General features: G+C 63.0%; 18 protein-coding genes and 1 pseudogene. 5 read left to right on the top strand and 14 right to left on the bottom strand.

Annotated features, from left to right (window positions below):
• Positions 1 to 70: 70 nt before the first annotated feature.
• Positions 71 to 817 (bottom strand): annotated as a pseudogene (locus tag Q7514_RS17195) (ATP-binding protein).
• Positions 814 to 2,376, bottom strand: coding sequence for an IS21 family transposase (gene istA, locus Q7514_RS17190; protein ID WP_330134492.1), 1,563 nt, complete (start codon positions 2,374 to 2,376; stop codon positions 814 to 816). The pseudogene Q7514_RS17195 and the gene istA overlap by 4 nt, the downstream one beginning before the upstream one ends.
• A 602-nt stretch (positions 2,377 to 2,978) precedes the next feature.
• Here istA and Q7514_RS17185 point away from each other — a divergent pair.
• Together Q7514_RS17185 and Q7514_RS17180 are read left to right on the top strand one after the other, a co-directional pair.
• Positions 2,979 to 3,839, top strand: a complete 861-nt coding sequence (locus Q7514_RS17185; RefSeq protein ID WP_330134491.1) for a 3-carboxyethylcatechol 2,3-dioxygenase — start codon at positions 2,979 to 2,981, stop codon at positions 3,837 to 3,839.
• Between the two features lie 588 nt (positions 3,840 to 4,427).
• Positions 4,428 to 4,679, top strand: coding sequence for a hypothetical protein (locus Q7514_RS17180; protein WP_330134490.1), 252 nt, complete (start codon positions 4,428 to 4,430; stop codon positions 4,677 to 4,679).
• 76 nt (positions 4,680 to 4,755) lie between these two features.
• Here Q7514_RS17180 and Q7514_RS17175 read toward each other — a convergent pair whose 3' ends face one another.
• Genes Q7514_RS17175 through fdxA form a run of 7 tightly spaced genes read right to left on the bottom strand, consistent with a single transcriptional unit; the run spans position 4,756 to position 10,794 of the window.
• Positions 4,756 to 5,457, bottom strand: coding sequence for an SDR family NAD(P)-dependent oxidoreductase (locus tag Q7514_RS17175; protein ID WP_330134489.1), 702 nt, complete (start codon positions 5,455 to 5,457; stop codon positions 4,756 to 4,758).
• Positions 5,454 to 6,254, bottom strand: coding sequence for a crotonase/enoyl-CoA hydratase family protein (locus Q7514_RS17170; protein ID WP_330134488.1), 801 nt, complete (start codon positions 6,252 to 6,254; stop codon positions 5,454 to 5,456). Before Q7514_RS17170 ends, Q7514_RS17175 begins: the two co-directional genes overlap by 4 nt.
• A 17-nt stretch (positions 6,255 to 6,271) precedes the next feature.
• Positions 6,272 to 7,423 (bottom strand): CaiB/BaiF CoA transferase family protein, encoded by a 1,152-nt coding sequence (locus Q7514_RS17165; protein WP_330134487.1) that lies wholly within the window; start codon positions 7,421 to 7,423, stop codon positions 6,272 to 6,274.
• A gap of 4 nt (positions 7,424 to 7,427) precedes the next feature.
• Entirely contained in the window at positions 7,428 to 8,528 is a 1,101-nt protein-coding gene (locus Q7514_RS17160; RefSeq protein ID WP_330134486.1) for a CaiB/BaiF CoA transferase family protein, read from the bottom strand.
• A gap of 46 nt (positions 8,529 to 8,574) precedes the next feature.
• Positions 8,575 to 8,880, bottom strand: coding sequence for a hypothetical protein (locus Q7514_RS17155; protein ID WP_330134485.1), 306 nt, complete (start codon positions 8,878 to 8,880; stop codon positions 8,575 to 8,577).
• 38 nt (positions 8,881 to 8,918) lie between these two features.
• Positions 8,919 to 10,430 carry a class I adenylate-forming enzyme family protein gene (locus Q7514_RS17150; protein WP_330134484.1) on the bottom strand — a complete coding sequence of 504 codons (1,512 nt, stop codon included), beginning with the start codon at positions 10,428 to 10,430 and terminating at the stop codon, positions 8,919 to 8,921.
• Between the two features lie 40 nt (positions 10,431 to 10,470).
• The gene (fdxA, locus tag Q7514_RS17145; protein ID WP_330134483.1) at positions 10,471 to 10,794 is read right to left on the bottom strand and encodes a ferredoxin; all 324 of its coding nucleotides are present in this window, start codon (positions 10,792 to 10,794) and stop codon (positions 10,471 to 10,473) included.
• A 307-nt stretch (positions 10,795 to 11,101) separates the two neighbouring features.
• Here fdxA and Q7514_RS17140 point away from each other — a divergent pair, with 307 nt between their 5' ends.
• The 3 genes from Q7514_RS17140 to Q7514_RS17130 all read left to right on the top strand — a co-directional run bounded on the left by Q7514_RS17140 (position 11,102) and on the right by Q7514_RS17130 (position 16,286).
• A complete protein-coding gene (locus Q7514_RS17140; RefSeq protein WP_330134482.1) occupies positions 11,102 to 13,252 on the top strand; it encodes an acyl-CoA dehydrogenase in 2,151 nt (716 codons plus the stop codon).
• A gap of 28 nt (positions 13,253 to 13,280) precedes the next feature.
• Positions 13,281 to 14,465 (top strand): CaiB/BaiF CoA transferase family protein, encoded by a 1,185-nt coding sequence (locus tag Q7514_RS17135; RefSeq protein WP_330134481.1) that lies wholly within the window; start codon positions 13,281 to 13,283, stop codon positions 14,463 to 14,465.
• 237 nt (positions 14,466 to 14,702) lie between these two features.
• Positions 14,703 to 16,286, top strand: a complete 1,584-nt coding sequence (locus Q7514_RS17130; protein WP_330134480.1) for an ABC transporter substrate-binding protein — start codon at positions 14,703 to 14,705, stop codon at positions 16,284 to 16,286.
• 23 nt (positions 16,287 to 16,309) lie between these two features.
• On the opposite strand, the gene Q7514_RS17125 is transcribed toward Q7514_RS17130, so the two are convergent.
• The 5 genes from Q7514_RS17125 to Q7514_RS17105 form a co-directional block, all read right to left on the bottom strand.
• Positions 16,310 to 17,206, bottom strand: coding sequence for a LysR family transcriptional regulator (locus Q7514_RS17125; protein ID WP_330134479.1), 897 nt, complete (start codon positions 17,204 to 17,206; stop codon positions 16,310 to 16,312).
• Positions 17,207 to 17,309: 103 nt separating this feature from the next.
• Entirely contained in the window at positions 17,310 to 18,746 is a 1,437-nt protein-coding gene (locus Q7514_RS17120) for an aldehyde dehydrogenase family protein (RefSeq protein ID WP_330134534.1), read from the bottom strand.
• A 93-nt stretch (positions 18,747 to 18,839) separates the two neighbouring features.
• Positions 18,840 to 19,676, bottom strand: coding sequence for a mycofactocin-coupled SDR family oxidoreductase (locus tag Q7514_RS17115; RefSeq protein ID WP_330134478.1), 837 nt, complete (start codon positions 19,674 to 19,676; stop codon positions 18,840 to 18,842).
• 867 nt (positions 19,677 to 20,543) lie between these two features.
• Positions 20,544 to 21,314 carry an SDR family NAD(P)-dependent oxidoreductase gene (locus Q7514_RS17110; protein WP_330134477.1) on the bottom strand — a complete coding sequence of 257 codons (771 nt, stop codon included), beginning with the start codon at positions 21,312 to 21,314 and terminating at the stop codon, positions 20,544 to 20,546.
• Between the two features lie 198 nt (positions 21,315 to 21,512).
• Positions 21,513 to 22,844 (bottom strand): TetR/AcrR family transcriptional regulator, encoded by a 1,332-nt coding sequence (locus Q7514_RS17105; RefSeq protein ID WP_330134476.1) that lies wholly within the window; start codon positions 22,842 to 22,844, stop codon positions 21,513 to 21,515.
• Positions 22,845 to 22,884 lie beyond the last annotated feature (40 nt).

Below are 22,884 nucleotides of genomic sequence, written 5' to 3'. Positions count from 1 at the left end.
GACCACCGGTATTGCCGACGGGGCCAGTGACCGCTGCTATCGGGGCCACCAGCCACCCGTCGACGTCGTGTTACTGGTTCGCGGCGGCGTGTTCGCGCATGTTGTGCGTGCCGGTGTCGATCCAGAGGGTGTTGTGGACAATGCGGTCCATGATCGCATCGGCATGGACTCCGGAACCGAGCCTCTGGTGCCAGTCCTTCTTGGCGTACTGAGTGCAGAACACCGTCGAGCCCGTGTCATAGCGACGCTCGAGCAACTCCAACAGCATGCTGCGCATCCCGTCATCGGGATGATCCAGCAATCATTCGTCGATCACCAACAACGAGAACGCGGCGTACTTGTTGAGGAACTTCGTCTGGCCATGGGGCCTGTCCTTGGCCACAGCCCATATTTCCTCGAGATCGGGCATGCGGATGTAGTGCGCCCGGATCCGGTGCTGGCAAGCTTGTTTGGCCAGCGCGCACCCCAGATACGATTTCCCGGACCCGGTGAATCCCTGGAACACCACGTTCTGCTGGCGTTCGACGAACGAACAGGTCGCCAGCTGAGCGATCACAGCCCGGTCCAGGCCCCGCTCCTCGATCAAGTCCACCCGGCGAAGATCAGCACCCGGATACCGCAGTCCGGCACGGCGGATCAGTCCCTCGACTTTGGAATGGTTGAACGCCTCGTGGGCGTGGTCGACCACAAGTTGCAGCCGATCATGAAAACCCATCCCGAGCACATGCGTATCGTCTTGGGCCTCGATCGCCTCGAGAAGCGGCTGGGCGCCCATCTCACGGAGCTTACGTTTGGTTTCTATATCGATCCCGCTCACTGAACACCTCCGCCGTAGTAGTCGGCGCCGCGAACGTAGCCGCCGAGCTCGTCCGGCTCCTCACGCGGTGGTCGTAGGTCGGCGGTCTTGTCCTGGCCCGTGACCAGGATCGGCTGCAGATGCGCATAGCGTGGTGAGCGCACCCGCCCGGCCAGAGCCAGGGCACACGCTGCGTCGACCCGCTCGGCGGAAAAACGCCGCGACAGGCGCAGCACCGCCAGCGCAGCGTCGAGTCCCTGCTCGTCGACTGGCACGGACTCGAAAATCCGATTCACCACGATCTCGGTTGCGGGCCCGATCCGCTGCGCCCACGCCCGCGCCCGAGCCGCATCCCACTGCCGGTACTTCTCACCGGCCGGTAGGTCGGCGTCGTTGGTGCGGTACTGACCCGCTGCACCCTCTCGAAGCAGTAGATGACTGGAGAGTCTCTCGGTGCCACGGTAGATCTCCAGGGTGCGGGCGGTGATCCGCAGATCGACCTTGGTCCCGATGTGCGCCAATGGAACCGAGTAGTAGTTGCGCTCGAAGACCACGTGCGCGTTGCGGCCGACCCGGCGTCCGTAGAGCCACCGGCTGATCTCGTATGCCACCGCCGGCAACGCGGTCAGCAGCGGCCGTTCTTCGGCGGCAAACACGCTGTGGCGGGATCCGGGGCGTTTCTGGAATGATTCGTGGTTGTAGGCCAGCATCCGCTCGCCGATCGCCGTGTCGAGTTCGGGCAGCGTCGAGAACTGCTGATCACGCAACCCGGCGATGACCCACGTGGCGACGTGGGAGACGGTGTTCTCCACGCTTGCTTTGTCTTTCGGTCGTCGTATCCGGCCCGGCAGTACCGCCGCGCTGTAGTGGGCGGCCATCTCTCGGTAGGCGTCGTTGAGGACGATCTCACCTTCACGCGGGTGCTTGATCACTCCGGTCTTGAGGTTGTCCGGCACTATCCTCGGCACCGAACCCGCGAAGAACTCGAACATCGCCACATGCGCGCGAAGCCACGTGTCCTGCCGCATATCCAGGGCCGGCCAGGCGAATGCGTACCTGCTGAATGGCAGGCACGCCACGAACAGGTAGACCGTCCGGACCTGCCCGGAGATCGGGTCGCGGAGTTCCATTGTCGGGCCGGACCAGTCGACCTCGACGGTCTGCGCGGCCTTGTGTCCCACTCGCGACGCGGCGCCGGTGATCAGTACATGCCGCTGGTAGGTCTTGCAGAACCGGTCGTAGCCCATCGCCGGATCTCCCGCGACCGTGCAGGCGTCGGTGTACTCGCCGTGCAGCAATTTCAACGTTACGCCGACCCGGGCCGTTTCCCGGTGTACTTGTTCCCAGTCGGGCTGGGCGAACACGCTTTCGTGCTCGCCGCGGCCCGGGAACAGGTGGGCGTACACGTCGCTGTCTTCGAGGTCGGTGACATCGTCCCAGGTCGTTCCCGTCGCATCTGCGGCGTCGAGGACCTCCGCGATGCTCTTGCGGGACATTCCTTGGGATGCGGCGATCGCTCTGCCGGACAGGCCCTCCGCGCGGAGCTGCAGCACGAGCTTTGCTTTGATCTTCCGTACCATTACGGATCACTCCTTCCGTCATGTGCCCGATACACATGGCGGAAGGAGCCTAGAAAGACTGGCCCCCACGCACGTCGTTAATGGCTCCCACACGCACTACTGCCGGAGCTGGGTGACGGCCCCCGAATGCAATACGGGTGGACCCCAGCAAACCGAATATTCATCGGTGAACCCCAACTGTGCACAAGTGCGAAGGTGGGGTCGGGAATGGGCTACCTTGGCGACCGATCCCGGGCGCTCTATTACGCCTGGAGTGAGCGCTCACCCGAGAACGACGAGTTGGATGCGATGCGTGTGCAGGCTGTCGACGAATGAAGAGGTCAGTGCATATCGCGCTCGGTGATTTGTTTCAAAGGCTATCTGATCGATGGAGTAGGGCACACATTCTTCTGGTCGCGATCGTGGAGAAGGCCCATTCCGGGTGATAGCGACCGCTCTGAACGTCGATCAGAAGTAGCGAACCGAACGTTTCGATGGAGATCGACTGACTCATTGTGCGGACTGACCCGACATGCAGTGGGCTCGACGTGACGCCGCGATCAATCTAACGTTAGTGTCATATATGCCGGGCTAACGGCCCCGGTGAACCGAGGAGGTTGCAGATGGCGAAGCGCGACAGGCTCGTGGTGTGTGCGAGTCACAGCCCGGGCATGGAACGAGATCTGCAGAAGGTCTACGGTGCCGTATTCCGAGATGGTCTTGCTCGGGCCGCCGCACGAGTGCAGGATTTCGACCCCGACTACATCGTGCTGTTCGGTGGAGACCACCGCCGCGCATTCCGTCGTGTCGTTCCCACCTTCGGTATAGGTCTGTCGGCGGGAATCATCGCAGAGGGCGGGCACCCTGCGGGGACATTGACGGTTCCGCAGGACAAAGCACGCGCGCTCGCTGATCATCTCCTCGAGTCTCGTTTCGACATCGCTGTCTGCCGCGACATCGAACTCGATCATGCGTTCGCGCAACCGTTGCGCGACCTGACCGGTGCCCTGGATCGATACCCGGTGATCCCGGTGCCTGTGAACTGCGCAACCGCACCGTTGCCGCATGCCCGCCGGGTGCTGGAGTTCGGGGACGCAGTGTGTCGTTACCTCGATGAGCAAGGCGATCGTGTGCTCGTCATCGGCACCGGAGGGCTGTCGCACTCACCGCCGAGTCTCGAACTCGATGCGTACGAGATCGATGACGACGAACGCGCCCGGGTGATCGCCGAGGGGCTGCCCGGCGCACGTAAGAAGATCAAGCCGGAGTGGGACAAGGGTCTACTCGACGCGTTCGCTGCCGCCGACCATGCCGCGCTGGTGGAACTGTCCGACTCTGCGCATGCGTCCGCTGGCGCGGGAGCGAACGAGGTGCGCACGTGGCTCGCAGCTTCCGCGGCGGGTGGTGGTGGGCCACTCGACGCGTTGGTCTACGAGCCGGTCGAGGAATGGATCACGGGCATGGCTGTGTCTGTCTCTCGCTGATTCTCGGAAGACGCAGGCAGGCGCGAAACGCTATTCTGACACTTCATACAAAAATGCGTTCGACGGGCGGATGCCATGACCGACTCATCCGACGTCATCGTCCTGGGTAGCGGCGCGGCCGGGCCGACTGCAACCGCTACCGGGCGGCGATGACCTACAGGAGGCAATCCGACCGCATCGGAGGCCTTGCGCCCGTCGCGCAATGTCGGCGGGGTCATGAATCTGATCGTCGGCGCCGACTCCGGGGCAGCACCGACTATCACCGATTCTTCGAGCCCGATACCGCGAAGTTCCTCTCCGGAGAGGGCGTGACCACCGGAGTCACCGAGGAGCAGCCCGGGCCCCGCTGCCGAAGTGCGGGTGCTCCGGGATGACGGCTCGCTCACAACGGGGCGAATGCGGCAAGTGCCGGTGAAGGCACCGCAGTTGATGGTCTCGGCTACGTCGCCCCTGAACTCGATGCTGATGCGTTCACGGGAACAGGTTCTTTCGCACCGGTGATGAGGCGTTCGTCGGCGACAAACGTGTGACATCGTCGGCCGGCTCGAAGACGTCGTCATTCGACACACGGAGAACATCTCTGCGCGTATGGCCGAGGAGAACCCTGTCACGGTGCCGGGTCTGCTGGACTCGACGGTCGACGCCCCGGACACGGATACCGCGTGTACGTCGTGGTGCCCGAGGTCGGCGCCCCTACAGAGTCTCGCCGAAGCGTCACGACACCTGCTCCAACAGGGAGTGAACCTACGCAAGCTGCCCGTTCGGCTCGAGGTGGTCGGCGAGATCCCGCGCAATGCGCTGGCCAAAGTCGTCAAGAACGATCTCATCCAGCGATTCTGAGGATAGTGCAGTCGCGGAACAGAACTACGTCCGCGACCGCACGCCCGAGCACCTACGTCCGGTAATGCCCGGTCGATCAGCCGACACTGGTCACCGGGATCGAACCACCGGTGATCGCTGCCCCGTCGTCGGAAAGCAGGTAAGCGATGACCTTCGCGATGTCGGCCGGCTGCGACCATGACCGGCGGTCTGCGTCGGGCATCGCGGCCCGGTTTCCCGGTGTGTCGATCACGAACGGCATCAATGCGTTCACCCGAATGTGGTCGTCGATGTACTCGAGCGCCAGCGTTTCGACCAGTGCGACGACCGCGGCCTTGGACGCGATGTATGGCGCCGCGCCGGGAAACGGCCTGCGGGTCGCAGCCGCCGACATACAGATCACAGACCCGCCGCCACCTCGGATCAGGTGCGGCAACGCGGCCTGTGTGACCGCATAGGCGGTCCGCAGGTTCACATCGAGTTGGGAATCGAGGAGTTCCATCGGCGCCTCGTGCACGCGCTGCCCGGACGCGAACCCACCGACCAGGTTCACCAAGCCGAAGAGCGGAGCGTCCGGATCGGTGGCCGCAATTGTGACCACCGCGTCCAGGTCGCGCTTGTCGGACAAGTTCGTCTCCACGAGGTGCAAGTTCGGATGCTCACCGAGGCGGTCGAGCTCCTCACGGACGAGCCACGGCACAACGACGCGCCAACCGGTGTCGAGGAGGTGCCTCGTGACTGCGGAGCCGAGTCCTCCGGTTCCCCCGGTGACCAGAACAGTTCGATTCACCCGGTTCATCGTCCCGTCCACACGGGGGCACGCTTTTCTGCGAACGCGCGCGGCCCCTCTTTCGCGTCCTCGGACGAAGCGATGGCGGGTAGCGCTTCTGACGTCATCTCCCAGCCGGATGCTTCACCGGAGATCCATTGCCCCAGGGCAATTCGCTTGTGCGCCTGTACCGCAAGGGGTGCATTCGCAGCGATCGTACCGGCGAGCTCGAGTGCCGTGTCCACCGCATCGGCAGCCGGCACAACGCGGTTGACGAGGTGCAGTTCGAGTGCGCGTTGCGCACTGATGGACTCGCCCGTCATCAGCAGCTCCATCGCGACGGTCGGTGGAAGTTTGGCAGCCAGGCGGAACGCACCGCCTGCTCCGGCGATCAGACCGCGTTTGACCTCGGGGAGCCCGAACACAGCCGTATCCGCAGCAATGACGAGATCGCTGGCCAGGACGAGCTCTGTACCGCCGCCGAGTGCGGGGCCGTTCACTGCGGCGATCGTCGGCTTGCTGATGCGATGGCCGACGTACCCCGCCAGTCCCCACTCTTCGCGTCCTTCCGGGATGACGCGCTCGCCGCGAGTGATCGCCTTGAGATCGGCTCCCGCACAGAACGCTTTGTCGCCGGCACCGGTCAGGACGACGGCACGAATCTCCGGGTCGCGATCGGCTTCCGCGAGCGCATCACCGACCACGAGGCACATCTCCGCATTGACAGCGTTGCGAGCGTCGGGTCTGTTGAGGGTGATCAGCAGAACGTTGCCGCGGCGCTCGACCAGCGCGGGGGGAGCGGTGGTCGTCGAATCGGTCGCAGTCATCGAAAGTCCTCTCGAAATTAGGATTGGTCGGGGTTGTGCTCGCACCACACCTGCCGGGGAGCGACGGCGGTACGAGGAGGAGCACTGGGCGAGGGCGCAGGAGTTCGAGAGAACCGAGTCGCCGGCAGCGGTTGGATCACGCCGTCGATCTCTGCGAAGGTGCCTCGCGCAGTGAAATGGGGATCGCCGGGGGCCTCGCTGAACGTGAGGACAGGAGTGACGCAGGCGTCGACGGTGTCGAACACCTCGGTCCAGTCGTCGCGGGTTCGGGTGCGGAAGCGCGCGGCGAGTATGTCGCGAAGAGCGGGCCACTTCTCGCGGTCGCTTCGATCCGGCACCGTGGCCTCGTCGAGTTCGAGAACGTCGAGCATTCGTGAATAGAACTTCTTCTCGAACGCACCCACCGCCATGTACCGGCCGTCGGAGCACTCGTAGGTATCCAGGTACGGACAACTACCGTCGACAATGTTTTCACCACGCGTGTCGGACCATCCGCCGCTACCCCGCAACGACCAATTGAATTGGGCCAGTAGCGCTGCACCGTCGGCCGCCGCAACATCGAGAACCTGGCCGCGTCCGGAAGTGGCGCGCTCCCACAGGGCCGACAGTATTCCGACGGCGAGGAACATCGAACCACCTGCAAACCCTGCGACGAGGTTGAGGGGTGGAATGGGCCGATCATCAGGACGTCCGATTGCCTGCAGGATGCCTGTGGGCGCGAGGAAATTGATGTCGTGGCCGGCATGCGCCGATCGAGGGCCATACTGTCCCCAGCCGGTCACACGCGCGTAGATGAGCCGCGGATTGCGGACGAGGGCGACGTCGGGACCGAGCCCGAGTCTTTCTGCGACGCCCGGGCGGAACCCTTCGACGAGCACGTCGGCGCGAGCAATGAGATCGAGCACGTCCGCCACGGAGTCGGGATCGCTCAGGTCGGCAGTCACGATCATGCGTCCCCGTCGGATCTGGTCGTCGGCGCTTCGCGGCAGGCCCGGCCGCTGTACACAGACAACGTCTGCGCCGAGGTCGGACAGCACCATGGCCGCGTACCCGCTGGGTCCCGCGTTGGCCAACTCTACGACGCGGAGCCCGGAGAGGGGGCCGCGCACATCGTTTGCAGGGGGAGAAAGGGATTCATCGATCGGGCTTACCTCGGAGGAGTTTCTCATCGGTTCACCGCCAGATCTGTTCGGGGGCAACAGGGACGCGCGGTGGGGCGAGTGGCCGGGCGGCAGGGGTGCGAGAGAACGCAGGTGCAGGCGCCGGCTGTACGACACCGTCGATTTCGGCGAAGACTTCACGTTCGATCAGGTGGGGGTCCGACGAAGCCTCTTCGAAGTCGAGAACCGGTGTGACACAGGCATCGACACCTTCGAATGCAGCCGCCCATTCATCGCGGGTACGGCCGAGAAAGACATCTGTGAACGCCTTGCGCATACCCGGCCATCCGGCCGGGTCGCGTTGAGGGCCGAGCTCGTCGGCGTCGAGGTCCAGAATTCGCAACATCTCGGCATAGAACTGTGGCTCGAGTGCCCCCACCGCAACATAGCGGCCGTCGGCGCACTCGTAGGTGTCGTAGAACGGTGCCGATCCATCAAAGATATTGGTGCCACGTTCGTCCGACCATTTGCCGGCGCCCCGCATAGACCACAGCAGGTGGCCGAGAAGCGGTGCACCGTTGACCATCGCGGCGTCGATGACCTGTCCACGGCCGGAGCTCTGGCGTTCCACGAGTGCCGCGAGTACACCCACTACGAGGAACATCGAACCACCGCCGAAGTCACCGAATAGGTTGAGCGGCGGCACCGGACGCTCTCCGGCACGGCCTACAGCGTGCAGAAGACCGGTGAGGGAAATGTAGTTGAGATCGTGTCCGGCTTCGAGAGCCCGTGGCCCGGTCTGTCCCCACCCGGTCACCCGTGCATAGACCAACCGTGGGTTCCGTGCGAAGGCGTCGTCGGGCCCCAGTCCGAGACGTTCGGTCACACCGGGACGGAACCCCTCTACTAGAATATCGGCGCGTTCGACCAGGTCGAGGACAGTGGCAATGTCGTCCGGATCCTTCAGATCGGCCTCGACGATCGTTCGGCCGCGCAGTTGCTGATCCGTCGGACGATCGTCGACGGGCAGCGCGCCGGGGCGTTGGACTCGAACGACGTCGGCGCCGAGATCCGCCAGGAGCATGGCACCGTGGGGGCCCGGCCCCATCCCTGCGAGTTCCAAGACGCGGATGCCGGCAAGGGGGCCGGTGCGCGGCACTTCGGGGTCCGTCACGCGTATACCTCGTGTCTGGGCGAATCGGTTCGGATCGATGTGTCGGTCAGTCGCTCGAAGGCAGCGGCTTGGCCGTCTTCAGCTCGAGCAGTTGGTCGCCGAGTGCGGGGCTACCAGTGCCGGGCTTGGTCACGAGGACCTCGACGGTGTCCCCATCGTCGTGATAGCGCTTGCCGAGGGTGCTGCCGCCGGCGAAGGCGGTATCGATCGTGAGCCCGTCGGCGACGGGCTTCCCGATTTCGATCATCGGATGCCCCCCGCAGGTGAGTTCGGCCGGTGGGTTGTCGGCACGCACGACGATGACTTCGGTAGTACAGACCTGGCTGCGCAGGCGTGCTCCGGTCTTCAGCATGTGTTGGATCCTTCCTGAGAATGCGGATATGGGTCTGTTCAGACGGGGGTGACAGCTGTGCTCTCGGCGAGGAGGTCCGCGATGATGTTTCGGCGCAGTATCTTTCCGGTTGCGGTGGACGGCAGCTCGGACCGGTAGACGATCACATCGGGGGTACGTGACCCGCGAAGGCGAGCACGAACGTACTGCCGCAGTTCTTCCGGGTCGGGCTCGTCGCCCGGCTCGGGTACGACAGTGGCCGCGATAGCCTGACCCCAATGGTCGTCGGGGATTCCGACGACCGCGACGGACCGCACTTTCGGATGATGTATGAGGACATCCTCTATCTCCGCGGGAGCGATGTTCTCGCCGCCGCGGATGATGGTGTCGTCGTTTCGCCCGATGATGAACAGGAACCCGTCCGAATCCTGGTACGCAAGGTCGCGCGTCGGGAACCATCCGTTGTTATCGAGCAACGAACCCGTTCCCATGTACTCACCGGACACCTGTGGACCCCGCACCCACAGTTCACCCTGTTCGCCGACACCGACAGGGTTGTCGTCGGCATTGCGGATCTCGACCTCGATCCCGGGAACGGGACGCCCGATGGAACCGAGGCGAGCCCGGACGTCCGGATCGTCGCTGGCGAGTGCGTCCCGATGGTCGGCGGGTCCGAGGAGTGCGATTGTGGAACTGGTCTCGGTGAGGCCGTAGGCGTTGACGAAACCGACTCCGGGAAACGCACGTAATGCGGCTTCGAGGGTGGGGAGGGGCATGCGGGCGCCGCCGTACGACAGCGATTTCAACGTGGGGACCTCGGCTTCGGCTTCTCCGAGGCGGTCGACGATCATGTCCAGCATCGTGGGCACCACCATCGCCGAGGTGGCACCGGTGTTGCGCGCGACGTCGAGCCAGCGTTGTGCGTCGAAATGCGGGAGGTAGATGATGCGACGGCCCGCGTAGAGGTTTGTCAGGATGGTGCCCATACCGGCGATGTGATATGGCGGCACGCTGACGAGCGCACCGTCGGTCTCTTCCGCCGAGCTGTATTCGACGGTACCCATGACGTAGCTGAGCAGATGACTGTGGCGCAGGACCACGCCCTTCGGAGCTGAGGTGGTCCCACTGGTGAACAGCACGATGGCGGTGTCTTCTGCGTCCACGGTGGCAGGCTCGGTGACCGTAACCGTTTCGGTGCGGGCTCGGAAATCCTCTAGGGTGACAATCTCGCCGACAGCACCTGCCACGGCGTCGAGATAGCGTCGTTCGACGATGACAAGGGGTCGCGACAATCGTCCGATGAGTTGTTCGAGCTGCTCGGCCGAGAGCCGGTAATTCACCGGGGCGAAGGGCACACCTGCGTGGGCCGACGCGAACAGCAGGGTGGGCAGATCCAGCCCGGAACCTCCGAGATACACGACGGTGTCGACGTCCGCCGACTGGATTACCGAGCCCGCTGCCGCCACACCGTCCGCGAACTGCTGGTACGTCACAGTCGTGTCGTCGACGACGAGTGCTGGGCGGTCGGGGCTGCCCGACACTGCCATCTCGAGGAGGAGGGAAATACTCATTGTCCGTTCCGATCGGTCGTCGGGATCCGGCGAGGCCGGGTCAGCTCTGTTTCATCGGGATCAGGTTCTTGATGGAAGGCGGATCGTTCTCGGTACGGCCGACCTTCGCGGCCCCTCCGGGGGAACCGAGGTCGGCGAAGAAGTCCACGTTGCTCGCGACGTAACCATTCCAATCCTCGGGAAGATCGTCCTCGAAGAAGATCGCCTCGACGGGGCACACGGGCTCGCATGCGCCACAATCGACACATTCGTCGGGATGGATATAGAGCATGCGTGAGCCTTCATAGATGCAGTCGACCGGGCATTCTTCGATGCAGGCTTTGTCCATCACATCTACGCAGGGTTCGGCGATAACGTACGGCACGGCGGTCGATGCTCCTCGTTCGAATAGTGACCCAGATCAAGTCACCGACTAGATTAGGTATGTTCTGACAGTTTGTCTACATACAAACCGGGCTGCCCTCATGTTCGGATGCTGCACATGCAGTCAGGCGCTGGAGCGGGTCACTTGCGTCGAAGGTATCGGGTTGCGCCCGGATTGCGAACACCGGTCTGTTGTAAGCCGCGCAGGTTCGATACGCTGCGATCTGACAAGTTAGTCATTAGTTTCGGCCCTGCCTCATCGGGGCGCCGCAGCGCACCGGGCCCGTTCGATCGAAAGGTACAGCGCCATGGCATTGGCGATTTCCGAGGACCACAAGGAACTGGCTGCCGTCGCGGCGGCTCACCTTGCGCGGCACAAGGCCCGTGCAGCCGCTCGCGAGACCTTGAACGCCGCGGTGGACACAACCACTTTGTGGTCGTCGACCGCAGAGCTCGGCTGGCTGGGATTGCACGTCCCCGAGGAATTCGGAGGCTCCGGCTTCGGCCTGCCCGAACTCACCGTCGTCCTCGAAGCAGTCGGTCGCGAACTGGCGCCTCTCCCGATCTTGCCTACCGTGACCGCGGCGGCGATCATCGCCCAGTCGGATTCCGACGAGCTCCGATCGATCCTCCTGCCTGGGCTTACCGACGGTTCCTCGATCGGCGCGGTCGGGATCTCGCCTGGCCTGCGACTGGACGCAACCGGATCTCTCACCGGCGAGAGCCGCGCAGTTCTCGGAGCCCCGGACGCGGGCATCCTGCTCCTGGTGGCGGGGGATGACGTGGTTGTCGTGGACAAGGATTCGACCGGCCTGACCGTCACTTCCTTCGGCGGTCTCGACACCACCCGAAGCATCGGGACCGTTGCCGCACAAGGTGTGGCTGTTCCCGAAGACCGTGTGCTGCGAGGAGCAGCGGGTGCGGCTGTTTCCCTATATCGCATCCTTACGGCCGCCGAAGCTGTCGGTAGTGCCTCCACATGCCTCGAGATCGCAACCGAGTACGTCAAGACCCGTGAGCAGTTCGGCCGGCCCGTCGGTACCTTCCAGGCGGTCAAGCACCACCTCTCGAACATGTTCATCGACATCGAACTCGCTGTCGCCGCAACGTGGGACGCGGCACGGTCCGTTGATCTCGACAGGGTCGGCTTCGCCGCCGCAGTGGCAGCAGCCAATGCCACTCGCGCTCAGGTCAACGCTGCGCGACTGAACATCCAGTTGCACGGCGGTATCGGGTTCACCTGGGAGCACGACGCACATCTGTACCTGCGACGAGCCGATACGGTGGCTGCGTTGCTCAACGACGGGCGTCGTCCCCTCAGCGATATCGTGGCGGCATACCGCGCTGGTCAGGCGCACGGTGCCGAACTCGACCTACCCCCCGAGGCCGAAGGATTCCGGGAGCAGGCCCGCGCAGCAGCGCAACACCTCGCGACGCTGCCAGAGGCCGAACGTCGGGACTATCTCGTCGACAGTGGATACTTGGTGCCTCACTGGCGCAAGCCGTGGGGCCGTGAGGCCGGAGCAATCGAACAACTGGTCATCGAGCAGGAGTTCGAGAGCGTCGACCTTCCCGAGTTGGGCATCGCCGGCTGGGTGACTCTCACTCTGTCCCAGGTCGGTTCGGAAGAACAGAAGAAGCGCTGGGTAGATCCGGTACTACGGGGCACGAACAGCTGGTGCCAGTTGTTCAGCGAGCCGGACGCAGGTTCGGACGCTGCCGCCGTGCGAACGTCCGCAACTCGCGTCGACGGAGGTTGGCGCGTCAATGGCCAGAAAGTCTGGACGAGCGCTGCAATCGGATGCCAGTGGGGCTTGGCGACCGTTCGCACCGACCCCGACGCCCCCAAACACGCGGGCGTCACCATGATGGCGATCGATCTCACCTCACCAAAGGTCGAGATCCGCCCACTCCGTGAAATCACCGGGGACGCTTTGTTCAACGAGGTGTTTTTCGACGATGTCTTCGTCCCCGACTCCGATGTGGTCGGGGGAGTGGGCGAGGGATGGAAGGTCGCCCGCGCCACGCTGGGCAATGAGCGGGTATCGATCGGTGGTGGCTCCGGCTCGATTCCGTTCACAGGCGCCGAACTGGTCAAGCTTCTCGACAGTGCCGTCGATACCGATACGGGTGTCGAACGTGAAGTCGGCGAGGTGCTGGCCGAGGAACACACTTTGCGCCTGCTCAACATGCGTCAAGCGGTCCGTGCAATCATCGGCGCGGGACCCGGCCCCGAAGCCAACGTCACGAAGCTGGTGAGAGCCGAGCACTCGCAGCGCATCACCAACTTGGGGCTCACGCTTGCAGGAACCGCGGCGGTCACCGGTCAGGAACCCGACGTCACCTACCCGTACCTGTTCTCCCGGTGCCTGACCATCGCAGGAGGAACCTCCGAGATTATGCGCAATACCATCGCAGAGCGGATCATCGGCTTGCCCCGCGATCCACTGGTTCACTGAATTACATTCGAGTACAGGAGAATTAACGATGACCGATCTGCCACTGGCGGGGATCACCGTCGTCAGTCTCGAGCAGGCGGTGGCAGCTCCGTACGCAACCCGCCAGCTCGCAGACCTCGGGGCGCGCGTGATCAAGGTCGAGCGCCCGGACGGCGGTGACTTCGCGCGAGGCTACGACGAAACGGTGCACGGACAGTCCAGTTATTTCGTGTGGCTCAATCGCTCGAAGGAGTCGATCACCCTCGATCTGAAGTCGACGGACGGGCTCGCAATCCTTCGTGAATTGATCGGCCGTGCCGACGTGTTCGTGCAGAATCTGGGACCCGGTGCAACCGAGCGGATGGGCTTCGGCACGGATGCGCTGACGGAAGCGCATCGGGGGTTGGTCGTGTGTGAGATATCCGGATACGGCGCGGATGGGCCGTGGCGGACCCGTAAGGCATATGATCTCCTCGTCCAGGCGGAGGCGGGGCTGCTGTCGATCACCGGATCTTCGGGAAATGTTGCAAAGGCGGGGATTTCGGTGGCAGACATTGCCGCCGGTAGCTTCGCGTACTCGGGGGTTCTTGCTGCTCTGCTCGCTCGCGCGACCACGGGTCGAGGCCGTGCTGTGCGCGTGTCACTGTTCGAAGCGCTGACGGAGTGGATGGGTTCACCTGCCTACTACGCGGCCTATGGAGGACGTAGTCCACAGCGCACTGGTGCTCGTCATGCCACCATCGCTCCATACGGTCCGTTCACTGCGGGGGACGGCGGTGCGGTGCTCCTGGCAGTGCAGAACCAACGCGAGTGGGGTCGATTGTGTGCTGACGTACTCGGTCGTGCCGACTTGATCGAAGACCCACGTTTCGCGCGCAATTCCGATCGGGTCGAGAATCGTGACGAACTCGAGAAGATCATCGCCGACGCCGTGCAGCGCCACACTGCAGACGAGCTTGCGCAGCAACTCGATACGGCATCGATCGCCAACGCGCGGATGAATACCATGGACCAGTTGTGGGGGCATCCGGTGCTCGCTGAACGCGAGAGGTGGCGGGACGTACCCACGCCCAGCGGGCCGATCCGTGCGCTGCTCCCGCCGGCCGACCTCGAGGGAATAGAGCCCCGTATGGGCGCAGTACCGGCGCTCGGTGAACACTCCGAGGCGATCCTTGCAGAACTGGGCCGGAGTCGAGGCGAGGTCGAGTGTCTTCGGTCTACCGGAGTCATCTGAGTGGTGTGCGCCAGAGCGTGGTGAGCAAGGGTGATGCAGCGAAAAATATTGCGCTCGAGGTTAATAGGTACTTCTGATCGAGTTGACATGCGCGAAGCATCACATTAATGTACGAACTGTCAGATTTGTCTCTCGCCATGTTGTGGCGTATCTGCATTCAACAAGAAGCTACCCAGGCTTGGATGAGGCTGTGCGCCGGGTTGCTTCGTATTCATTCGTTTCGGAGAGGCGACCCAGATGGTGATGTGGCAGCGTGGGAAGAATGCAACACGGGGCAGAGTTGCGCTCTGCGTCCTCTCTACCGCGCTCGTGCTGGCAGCGTGTGGCGCGCCGTCGAGTGACGAGCAGAGCGCCGGTGTACCCGATCCGGACGCGACTCTCATCGTGGCGTGGTCATTGCCGGTGACAGGGCAACTCGATCCGCACAACTCGGTCAACTATCTCTTCGACTTCCCTTTCCTTTCACTGGTATACGACCGGCTCACGCAGGTTGTTTCAGGACCCGATGTGGCTCCGATGCTGGCTGAATCGTGGGATTTCGGTAACGACGGCATGGCCGTCGACTTCCGCTTGCGGACCGATGCGACGTTCCACGGTGGCGGCGCGGTAGATGCCACGGCAGTGAAACGCAGCCTCGACCGTGCCCGCGATCCGCAGCAATCCAAGACCGCTGGAACACTGTCGATGATCGACCACATAGAGGCGGTCGACGCCACGACCGTGCGGATCGTCACCAATCGGCCGGCATGGGACCTCCCGCAGGTGCTGTCGACCACAGAGGCGGCCATCATCGATCCGGCATTGCTCGATAGCGGTGAATCCCCGGCACAGAAGGCCGCAGGTTCGGGACCGTATGTCATCAGCGATGTTCGAGTGGGCGATCGGATCGTGTATCAACGAGCCGCCGAATACTGGGACCCCGAGGCGCAAAAATCGGCCACGATCGAACTGTGGGGCATCACCGACTCGAACGCCCGTCTCAATGCATACCGTAGTGGTCAAGTGGATATGACTTATGTTCCCAGCAGTCACTATCGAGACGCAGAATCGATCGTGCGGCAACCGGGCCACGAGTTCCACCGGTTCTCTGCGGGAAGCTTCTACTCCCTCGATCTGAACGTGGCCAGCGCAGAGTTCGCCGATCCTCGCGTGCGTCGGGCACTGAACTACGCCATCGATCGCGAAGGTATCAACGAGTCGCTGCTCAACGGAGCATGTGCACCTACGACACAGCCGCTTTCTCCGGGCTTCCCAGGGTCCTCGCCCGAGGCGGAGGGTCGCTACGCGTACGATCCCGAACGCGCACGGCAATTATTGGCCGAAGCGGGAGCCTCCGAACTGAGCTTCGACATCATGCACGTCGCAGGGCTCGCACCCTATCCGCAGCTCGTCACCGCGGTACAGTCGCAGCTTGCCGACATCGGCGTGAGCTCCGAGATTCTGGCAACGGATCCATCTGCGCTGATTCCGGGGTTCTCCGCAGGTCAAGCTCCTGCCGCCCTGATCGATCGCAACGTGCGCGCTACCGCGCCCTCGTCATTGCTCGGGCTGTACGTGAACACTCCACGGTATCCGGGCGGCGTCCCCGACGACTTCCGTAAAAAGATCACAGATTCGCTGGATCCCGCGATCAGTGGCGACGAGCGGCTGTCTCTCGTGCAGCAGGCATCGGATCAAGCTTCGGCGGAGGCATTCGAAGTGCCTATCTGCTCACCGGCGACCATGGTTCTCTTCAACTCGGACGTCACCGGAGTCGAAGAAATGGCACAGGCGGATTTCCAGGGCATCTACGACCCCCGTTACCTGGGAAAGACGAAGTGACACACGGTCGGAAGCGATGAATACTACTGCCGGGTACTGTTGAACGCACCCCGGCCCCAGTCTCGTGCCACCTCGGCGAATGCGGATGTCGCCGAGGTGAGCAGACCGGGGCGTGTGACGATGCCGACCTCGCTGGTCTCCGTGGGGACGAGCCGCTTCTGCACTACGCCGGGGATCATGATCTCAGATGCCTGGGAAGCGAGGAACGCGGCGACTCCGGACCGGACCATCTCGATCGACATTCCACGATTTTCGTTCTCCAACACCGCATTCACCGTGATGCCGATCTGAGCGGAGAAACGGTCGAGCCGGCGCCGTGATGCCGATCCGGCTGGAGGCACGATGAGGGGCACATCGGACAGTTCGACCCACGGCACGTCGGTCCTGTTCGGCTCACTGTCCCACGATTGCGGGAGCAGAAGGACAAGCGTCTCGGTCGCGATCGCCTCGGTGTCGACTCCCGGTAACGCCTCGTCGATACGTGCTAATCCGATGTCGCACACACCTGCTTCGACGAGATGGAAGATGTCCGCGTCGTCGCGTGGAGCTGAGATCTGCATCCGAATCCCAGGGAATTGCCGCGCGAACTCGGAGATGACATCTCCTGTGGGAACCGAGATTGTTTGTGAGTAAACAAGTCTGAGATGGCCCAGGACGATTCCCTGGATATCGGATACCGATTCGGCAAACAGATCGAAATCCTGCAGGATGCGACGAGCAGGAACGAGTAGTGTCTCGCCATCGGAGGTCAACACGACTCCGTGTCGTGTCCGATGGAAAAGCCGCAGCCCGATCTCAGCCTCGAGTTTGGCGATCGAATGGGACAGCGACGACTGCGTGACGTGTAGGACGGCCGCTGCTTTGGTGAAGGATCGGTGCTCAGCGACAGTCACCAGGCTTCGAACCTGCTGCAGTTCCACCTGACCAGTGTAGGCGCAGTCGGCTTCTTGCCACTCCGATGCAGGGCACCGGTGTGCTCTACACACCGGTGCGCCTCAATGCGAGCGAAACGCCGAGGTTGCGTCAGGCTGGGACTCCGATGGACTTGGTCTCCAGAAACTCCTCGAATCCTTCGATACCGTGCTCACGCCCGAGGCCGCTCTGGCGGAATCCTCCGAACGGCACGTCGTCGCTCATGAACGCGGCCCCGTTGACCGCGATCGTGCCGGTGCGGATGCGACGAGCGACGTCGACTGCATGTGCGACGTCGGCACCGAACACCGAACCCGACAGGCCGTACAGGGAGTTGTTGGCAATCTCGATCGCCTGCTCCTCGGTGTCGTATGGAATCGCAACGAGCACGGGGCCGAAGATCTCTTCCTGCGCGACTCTGGCGTTCGGGTCGACGTCGGCGATCAACATGGGGTTGAGGAAGAATCCGCGCTCATGTAGATCGGAACGGCCACCACCGAACACCACACGCCCTTCAGCACGGCCGAGGTCCATGTACGACAGCACTCGTTCGAACTGCGACCGGTTGACGACAGGTCCGATCAACGTCGTCGGATCGGTGGGGTCACCGGGCACCAGATGTTCCATGACCGCCTTCGCCAGCTGCAGTCCTTCTTCGTAGTGCGAGCGCGGCAACAACAGACGGGTGGTCAGGGCGCATCCTTGCCCCGCGTGCGAGCACACCGAACCTGCGATGTACGCCAGAGCGGCCTGCATGTCGGCGTCCGGCAACACGATTGCCGCGGACTTGCCGCCGAGCTCGAGCAGGGTCCGCTTCACCGTCGGTGCAACTGCGGTCAGAATTCGTCGGCCTGTCGCTGTGGACCCGGTGAAGGTGACGACGTCGACTCGTGTGTCGGTGGTCAGGGCTTCACCGACAGCATTGTCGGACGACGTGAGGACGTTGAGAACACCGGCCGGTATGTCGGTATGTTCGACTGCGAGTTTGCCGATCATTGTCGCGGACCACGGTGTGTCCGGCGCGGGCTTGAGTACCACAGTGCAGCCCGCGGCGAGCGCGGGAGCAATCTTGGTCATGTTCAGGTAGAAGGGATAATTCCACGGGGTGATGGCCGCCACCACACCTGCGGATTCCTTCCGGACAAGCGGGCGGGTCTCGGTCCCGAGGGCGGACCGCGCCGGAAACTGCCGCTCGTACTCGTAGGTGGTAGCGAGGTCTGCTGCCCAGCGCAGAGCCGAGATGCCAGGACCGATCTGCATGTGGTCGTGCAGTGCAACCGGGGCTCCTGCTTCAGCTGTGACCACCGCGCCGAGGTCGTCGGCGTGCTTCTCCATCGCATCGGCCAGCTGGTGAAGGACGCGTCGGCGCAGCTGAGCGTCGGTCGACCAGTTCGTCGAATCGAAAGCGCGGCGGGCTGCCTCGATCGCCGCGTCCGCGTGCTCGATCGCCGCGTCGGCGGTAACGCCGATGACCTCTTCTGTCGCGGGGTCGATGTTCTCGAATACTTGCCCCGAGATAGCGTCGACGAGATGCCCGTCGATCAACATCCGGGACTCGCGCAACACGAGATGCGGAATTCGCGAATCAGTTTCGGTGGTATCTGCCACTGAGAGTCCTTTCGTCGAGTGCGGACGGTGCGGTCAGAGACCGAGGTTGAGGCCGGCGCCCGCGTCGATACGGATCTCCTGCCCGGTGAAGTAGCGGGATTCGTCGGATGCGAGGTACACGACAGCGCTCGAGATATCGGACGGTTCGACCCACGGTGTGGGCATCGCCTGCATACTGGCGAAGCCGTCCTTGACATCGTCGAGAGTGGGGTTGTCCAGATCGTCTCTGAACATCCGGTACATCGGCGCACTGTGCAGCATATCGGTGTTGCAGTTCGTGGGGTGGATCGTGTTCGCTCGAATGCCCTTGGCGGCGAGCAGGTGAGCGATGCTGCGTATGTAATTGGGGATCATGCGTTTCGCCAGCCCATATCCCATCCCGCCGGGAGTCGACAACCCCGCGGGCATCAATGCAGCCAGCGAACCTGTCGCGATGATGGATCCACCATCGCCGAGATGAGGAATGGCAGCGTGAACTGTATTGACGACCCCGAGGAAGTCGACGTCGAATGCATCGATGAAGGCCTGAACCGGCAGATCTTCTCCCAGCGGACAGATTCCGGCATTGGCGACGACAATGTCGAGTCGGCCGAGCTTCTCGACGGCAGACGACAGCTCCCGTTCGAGGCCGACGCGGTCGCGCACATCGACTTTCGCGGCCACGATACGGCGCCCCTCGGCCTCCACCAGCTTGACCGTATGCGCTAGGTCTTCCTCGGTAGCCAGCGTGTATTCGTTCGTCGAAATATCGGCACACAGGTCGAAGGCGATGATGTCGGCACCTTCCTCGGCCAGATGCACGGCGTGGCTGCGTCCTTGGCCGCGACCTGCTCCACTGACGAAAGCGACTTTGTCCTGAGTTCTGTTCAACTTCGTTCTTCCAATCGGTCATGCACGAAGGGTCGGCGTAGGGATTCTCGAGGATCTGTGCGTCTCCTGTTGCTCGAATCGGCCGAGACTGTGAAGGCGCGGGATGGCTCGATTCGAACCTAGGTGATCCACATCACGATAGGAAGGGGAGGTTGCACCGTTCGGCATGGTATTAATTCACGCAGCACATGAATACATTTCATACTTGCGTACGCCGCAGGCTGCAGGCGTGGGGCCGGCAACGAGCTCCAGGAGAACGCGAAAAAATGACTGTCAGAATAGGATTCGTCTTCGCAGGGCCGGATGGTGAACCGATGGTGATGCGATTGCTGGCGCCATGGCACAGGATGCGCGCATTGCCCACGAGATCAGGTCGCCGATCGACTGCGCGAGCAGTGGGCTGTGGTCGGGGTGTCGCTTGCAGATTTCGGTCGTGACTGCGGCAGCGTCCTCTTGTTGCACGTTCTCCGATACGTAACTGGCGAGGCCGCGTGGGGACCGGGTGGTACAGCCGCCTATGCAGCCGGGCTCAGTGTTCGTTTCGCGCACCACGGGACGGGTCGATACGCTGATGCGGATTTCCGGATGCAGGTCGGCTCGCGATGCGGCGGTCGCGGGGTGCTCCGGTCAGCGACACGGCTGCCTGGATCGCAGAGGAGCGGCTGGGATCACGCTGGTCAACCACCTTCTCTTCGCCGCGAGTCTTCAACTCCTTGCAGAAGCTGTCCGGCTGGGCTCGGTGATGGCGATAGGGCCGGGCGTGCTCCAGCGCGTTGATCTACTGCAGTGATCGAGGCAACGCGGAATGCCACGGCTCGACAATTTCGTCGCTCCGTGACATTCCCTCTTGGCCTACTGGTTCCCGATCTACTTCGGCTGGAACCGAAGTGCACCATCGATCCGGATCACTTCGCCGTTGAGGTAGTTGTTCTCGGCGATGTGCTGCACAAGCGCTGCGTACTCGGACGGGCTGCCCATGCGATTGGGGAACGGAACGGCCGATCCCCACTTCTGGTCGGCTTCTTCGCGTTCCATCTTGAACGCGGGTGTGAAGAACGTACCCGGTGCGATGGCCATGACTCGAATACCCTGCTTGGTGAGATCGCGTGCGGCGGGAAGTGTCAATCCCACGACGCCGCCCTTTGCCGCGGAGTAGGCTGTCTGGCCGATCTGCCCCTCGAATGCTGCGATGCTCGCGGTGTTGATGACGACACCCCGAGCGCCGTCCTCGTCGGCGGTGTTCCTGGCCATTGCGGCGGCGCCGAGTCGCAGGACGTTGAAGGTTCCGTTGAGGAAAAGGTTTATGTACCACTGGAATTGCTCGAAGGATGCCGGTTCACCGTCGCGTCCGACAACGCGCGATGCCCCAGCGCCTCCTCCATGAGCGTTCACGACAATCTTCAGTGGTGCGAGCTCTTCAGCGACGGCGATGGCAGCGTTGACGCTGGCCTCATCGAGTACGTCGGTGGCGACATATCGGACCCGATCGCCGAGTTCGGCCTCGAGCGCCTTGCCCTTCTCGTCGTTGAGGTCGGCGATGACAACGGCGGTGCCGGCGGCAACGAGCTGACGAACCGTTGCCTCACCGAGGCCACCGGCTCCACCGGTGACGAGCGCGGACGCAGTCGTGATGTCCATAGGGATGGGCCTTCCTATCAGCTTGGTGCAAGCGATGATTGAATCCTACGTACAAAATGACATAAGCGTCAGAAATATTCAAGACCCTTGCCGTGCGTTGCTCGTGCACGTGGGGTGCTTCGCGCACAGCTGTATGCCCGTTCCCGTATCCAGGTCGGGTATGCCGCAAAGGGCGGTGTGCTCGAAGCGTGAGTTCGGTCAGTCCTCGATGGAGGAGAAGAAACCACGCCGGATGACGGTCAACGTGAGGTCGATCGACTCGTCGAGAGTGAGTGGAGGTTTCATTTCCTGCGCGGCCTCGGGGAGGCGTACGACAATTGCACGCAGAATGAGGACGGACAGTATGGGGTCGAACGGGTAGTTACGCGGGTGGGGCGCCAGCACGGTCAGTGACGACGCGTCCAAGGAAGCTTGCCCGTAGGCGCCCAGGCCGTGCACGATCTTGCTGTCGGCAGTTCGTTCGGTCCACGCATCGATGGAGCCCGAATAATGTTCCATATATTCCACGAAGGACTTCAGCCATTGATGTGGCGCGGCATTGTCGGGATCGGTGAAGTCGACCTTACGAAGATCCTGGGCCAGCTCGAGCGCGCGGTCCGCCGATTCGATGCACAGTGTCGTGAGTAGATCCTGCTTCTCGCTGAAGTACTTGTAGAATGTACCGCGAGCGAAACCGGCCGCATCGACGATATCGTCCACGCTCGTGCGATGGTAGCCCTTCGCGCGGAATTGTTCCGCACCGGCTTCTACCAGGGCTCGGACGGTGTTGGTCGCGCGTTTGGTGAGTCCATCGGTGCGATCGGCAAGGCTCAGCCCTTCGGTGGAAGGCCGGTCCGGCAGGGTGATGGCGCCTGTGCCCACGGTGCGCAACTTGAGGCTGTGCAGCACGGCTGCGGGAGTCTCGGGAAACAGGAACAGTTGGAGAAACACCGACAAGGCGTCCACGATCGATTGCGTCTCGCGGCCGTATACCCGGTCTGTGTGGATGAAGAGATTGACACGGTGCACCAGCGCCGTCATCGTCATGGCTGCGACGCGCGGCTCGATTCCTACGAGCTTCGACTCCTCGAGGCGGCTCGAGACCCGCTCGTTGTAATTCGCGACGAAGCGGCTGATCTCCGGCTTCACCGCGGACTCCGACGCGGCGACGACGGCCCACTGTACAAACATCGTCGAGTACTTCTCGAAGACCCAGCTCCACTCGCCCAACCACCAGTTCAGGTTGTCGAACCCGACCTCGGTCGGGCCGAGCGGACCGATGCGCCGAGCAACACGGAACAGGGCGCGCCCACACTCGTCCAGTAGTTCGAGAAAGATCTCGTCCTTACCCGGAAAATACTGATAGAGCGTGGCGCGGGACATGTCTGCGGCCTTCGCGATGGCGTCCACCGATGTGCCGAAGAAGCCGTGCTCTGCGAACAGCTCCAGAGATACTTCGATGATTCGCCGACGCGTCGATGCGCCCCGTGTGCCCACTTCGGGGCTCGACGGGCCATAACTTGCGCGACGGTAGATCGGGTTTTCTGACATCAGTGCACAGCCTAGGTGATCAGTATCGTTTGCCGCGAGG

Source organism: Rhodococcus artemisiae, from assembly GCF_036327795.1.
Taxonomy (GTDB): Bacteria; Actinomycetota; Actinomycetes; order Mycobacteriales; family Mycobacteriaceae; genus Rhodococcus; species Rhodococcus artemisiae.
The sequence above is the reverse complement of the archived record's forward strand: the minus strand, read 5'-3'. Positions and strand labels throughout refer to the sequence as shown.

Coding starts and splice junctions, on each gene's coding strand:
- Q7514_RS17120 (WP_330134534.1), bottom strand. CDS start 18,746: ATGTTGATCGACGGGCATCTCGTCGACGCTATCTCGGGGCAAGTATTC.
- istA (WP_330134492.1), bottom strand. CDS start 2,376: ATGGTACGGAAGATCAAAGCAAAGCTCGTGCTGCAGCTCCGCGCGGAG.
- Q7514_RS17170 (WP_330134488.1), bottom strand. CDS start 6,254: ATGACTGCGACCGATTCGACGACCACCGCTCCCCCCGCGCTGGTCGAG.
- Q7514_RS17165 (WP_330134487.1), bottom strand. CDS start 7,423: ATGAGAAACTCCTCCGAGGTAAGCCCGATCGATGAATCCCTTTCTCCC.
- Q7514_RS17135 (WP_330134481.1), top strand. CDS start 13,281: ATGACCGATCTGCCACTGGCGGGGATCACCGTCGTCAGTCTCGAGCAG.
- Q7514_RS17130 (WP_330134480.1), top strand. CDS start 14,703: ATGGTGATGTGGCAGCGTGGGAAGAATGCAACACGGGGCAGAGTTGCG.
- Q7514_RS17110 (WP_330134477.1), bottom strand. CDS start 21,314: ATGGACATCACGACTGCGTCCGCGCTCGTCACCGGTGGAGCCGGTGGC.
- Q7514_RS17140 (WP_330134482.1), top strand. CDS start 11,102: ATGGCATTGGCGATTTCCGAGGACCACAAGGAACTGGCTGCCGTCGCG.
- Q7514_RS17150 (WP_330134484.1), bottom strand. CDS start 10,430: ATGAGTATTTCCCTCCTCCTCGAGATGGCAGTGTCGGGCAGCCCCGAC.
- Q7514_RS17185 (WP_330134491.1), top strand. CDS start 2,979: ATGGCGAAGCGCGACAGGCTCGTGGTGTGTGCGAGTCACAGCCCGGGC.
- Q7514_RS17180 (WP_330134490.1), top strand. CDS start 4,428: ATGGCCGAGGAGAACCCTGTCACGGTGCCGGGTCTGCTGGACTCGACG.
- Q7514_RS17105 (WP_330134476.1), bottom strand. CDS start 22,844: ATGTCAGAAAACCCGATCTACCGTCGCGCAAGTTATGGCCCGTCGAGC.
- Q7514_RS17155 (WP_330134485.1), bottom strand. CDS start 8,880: ATGCTGAAGACCGGAGCACGCCTGCGCAGCCAGGTCTGTACTACCGAA.
- Q7514_RS17175 (WP_330134489.1), bottom strand. CDS start 5,457: ATGAACCGGGTGAATCGAACTGTTCTGGTCACCGGGGGAACCGGAGGA.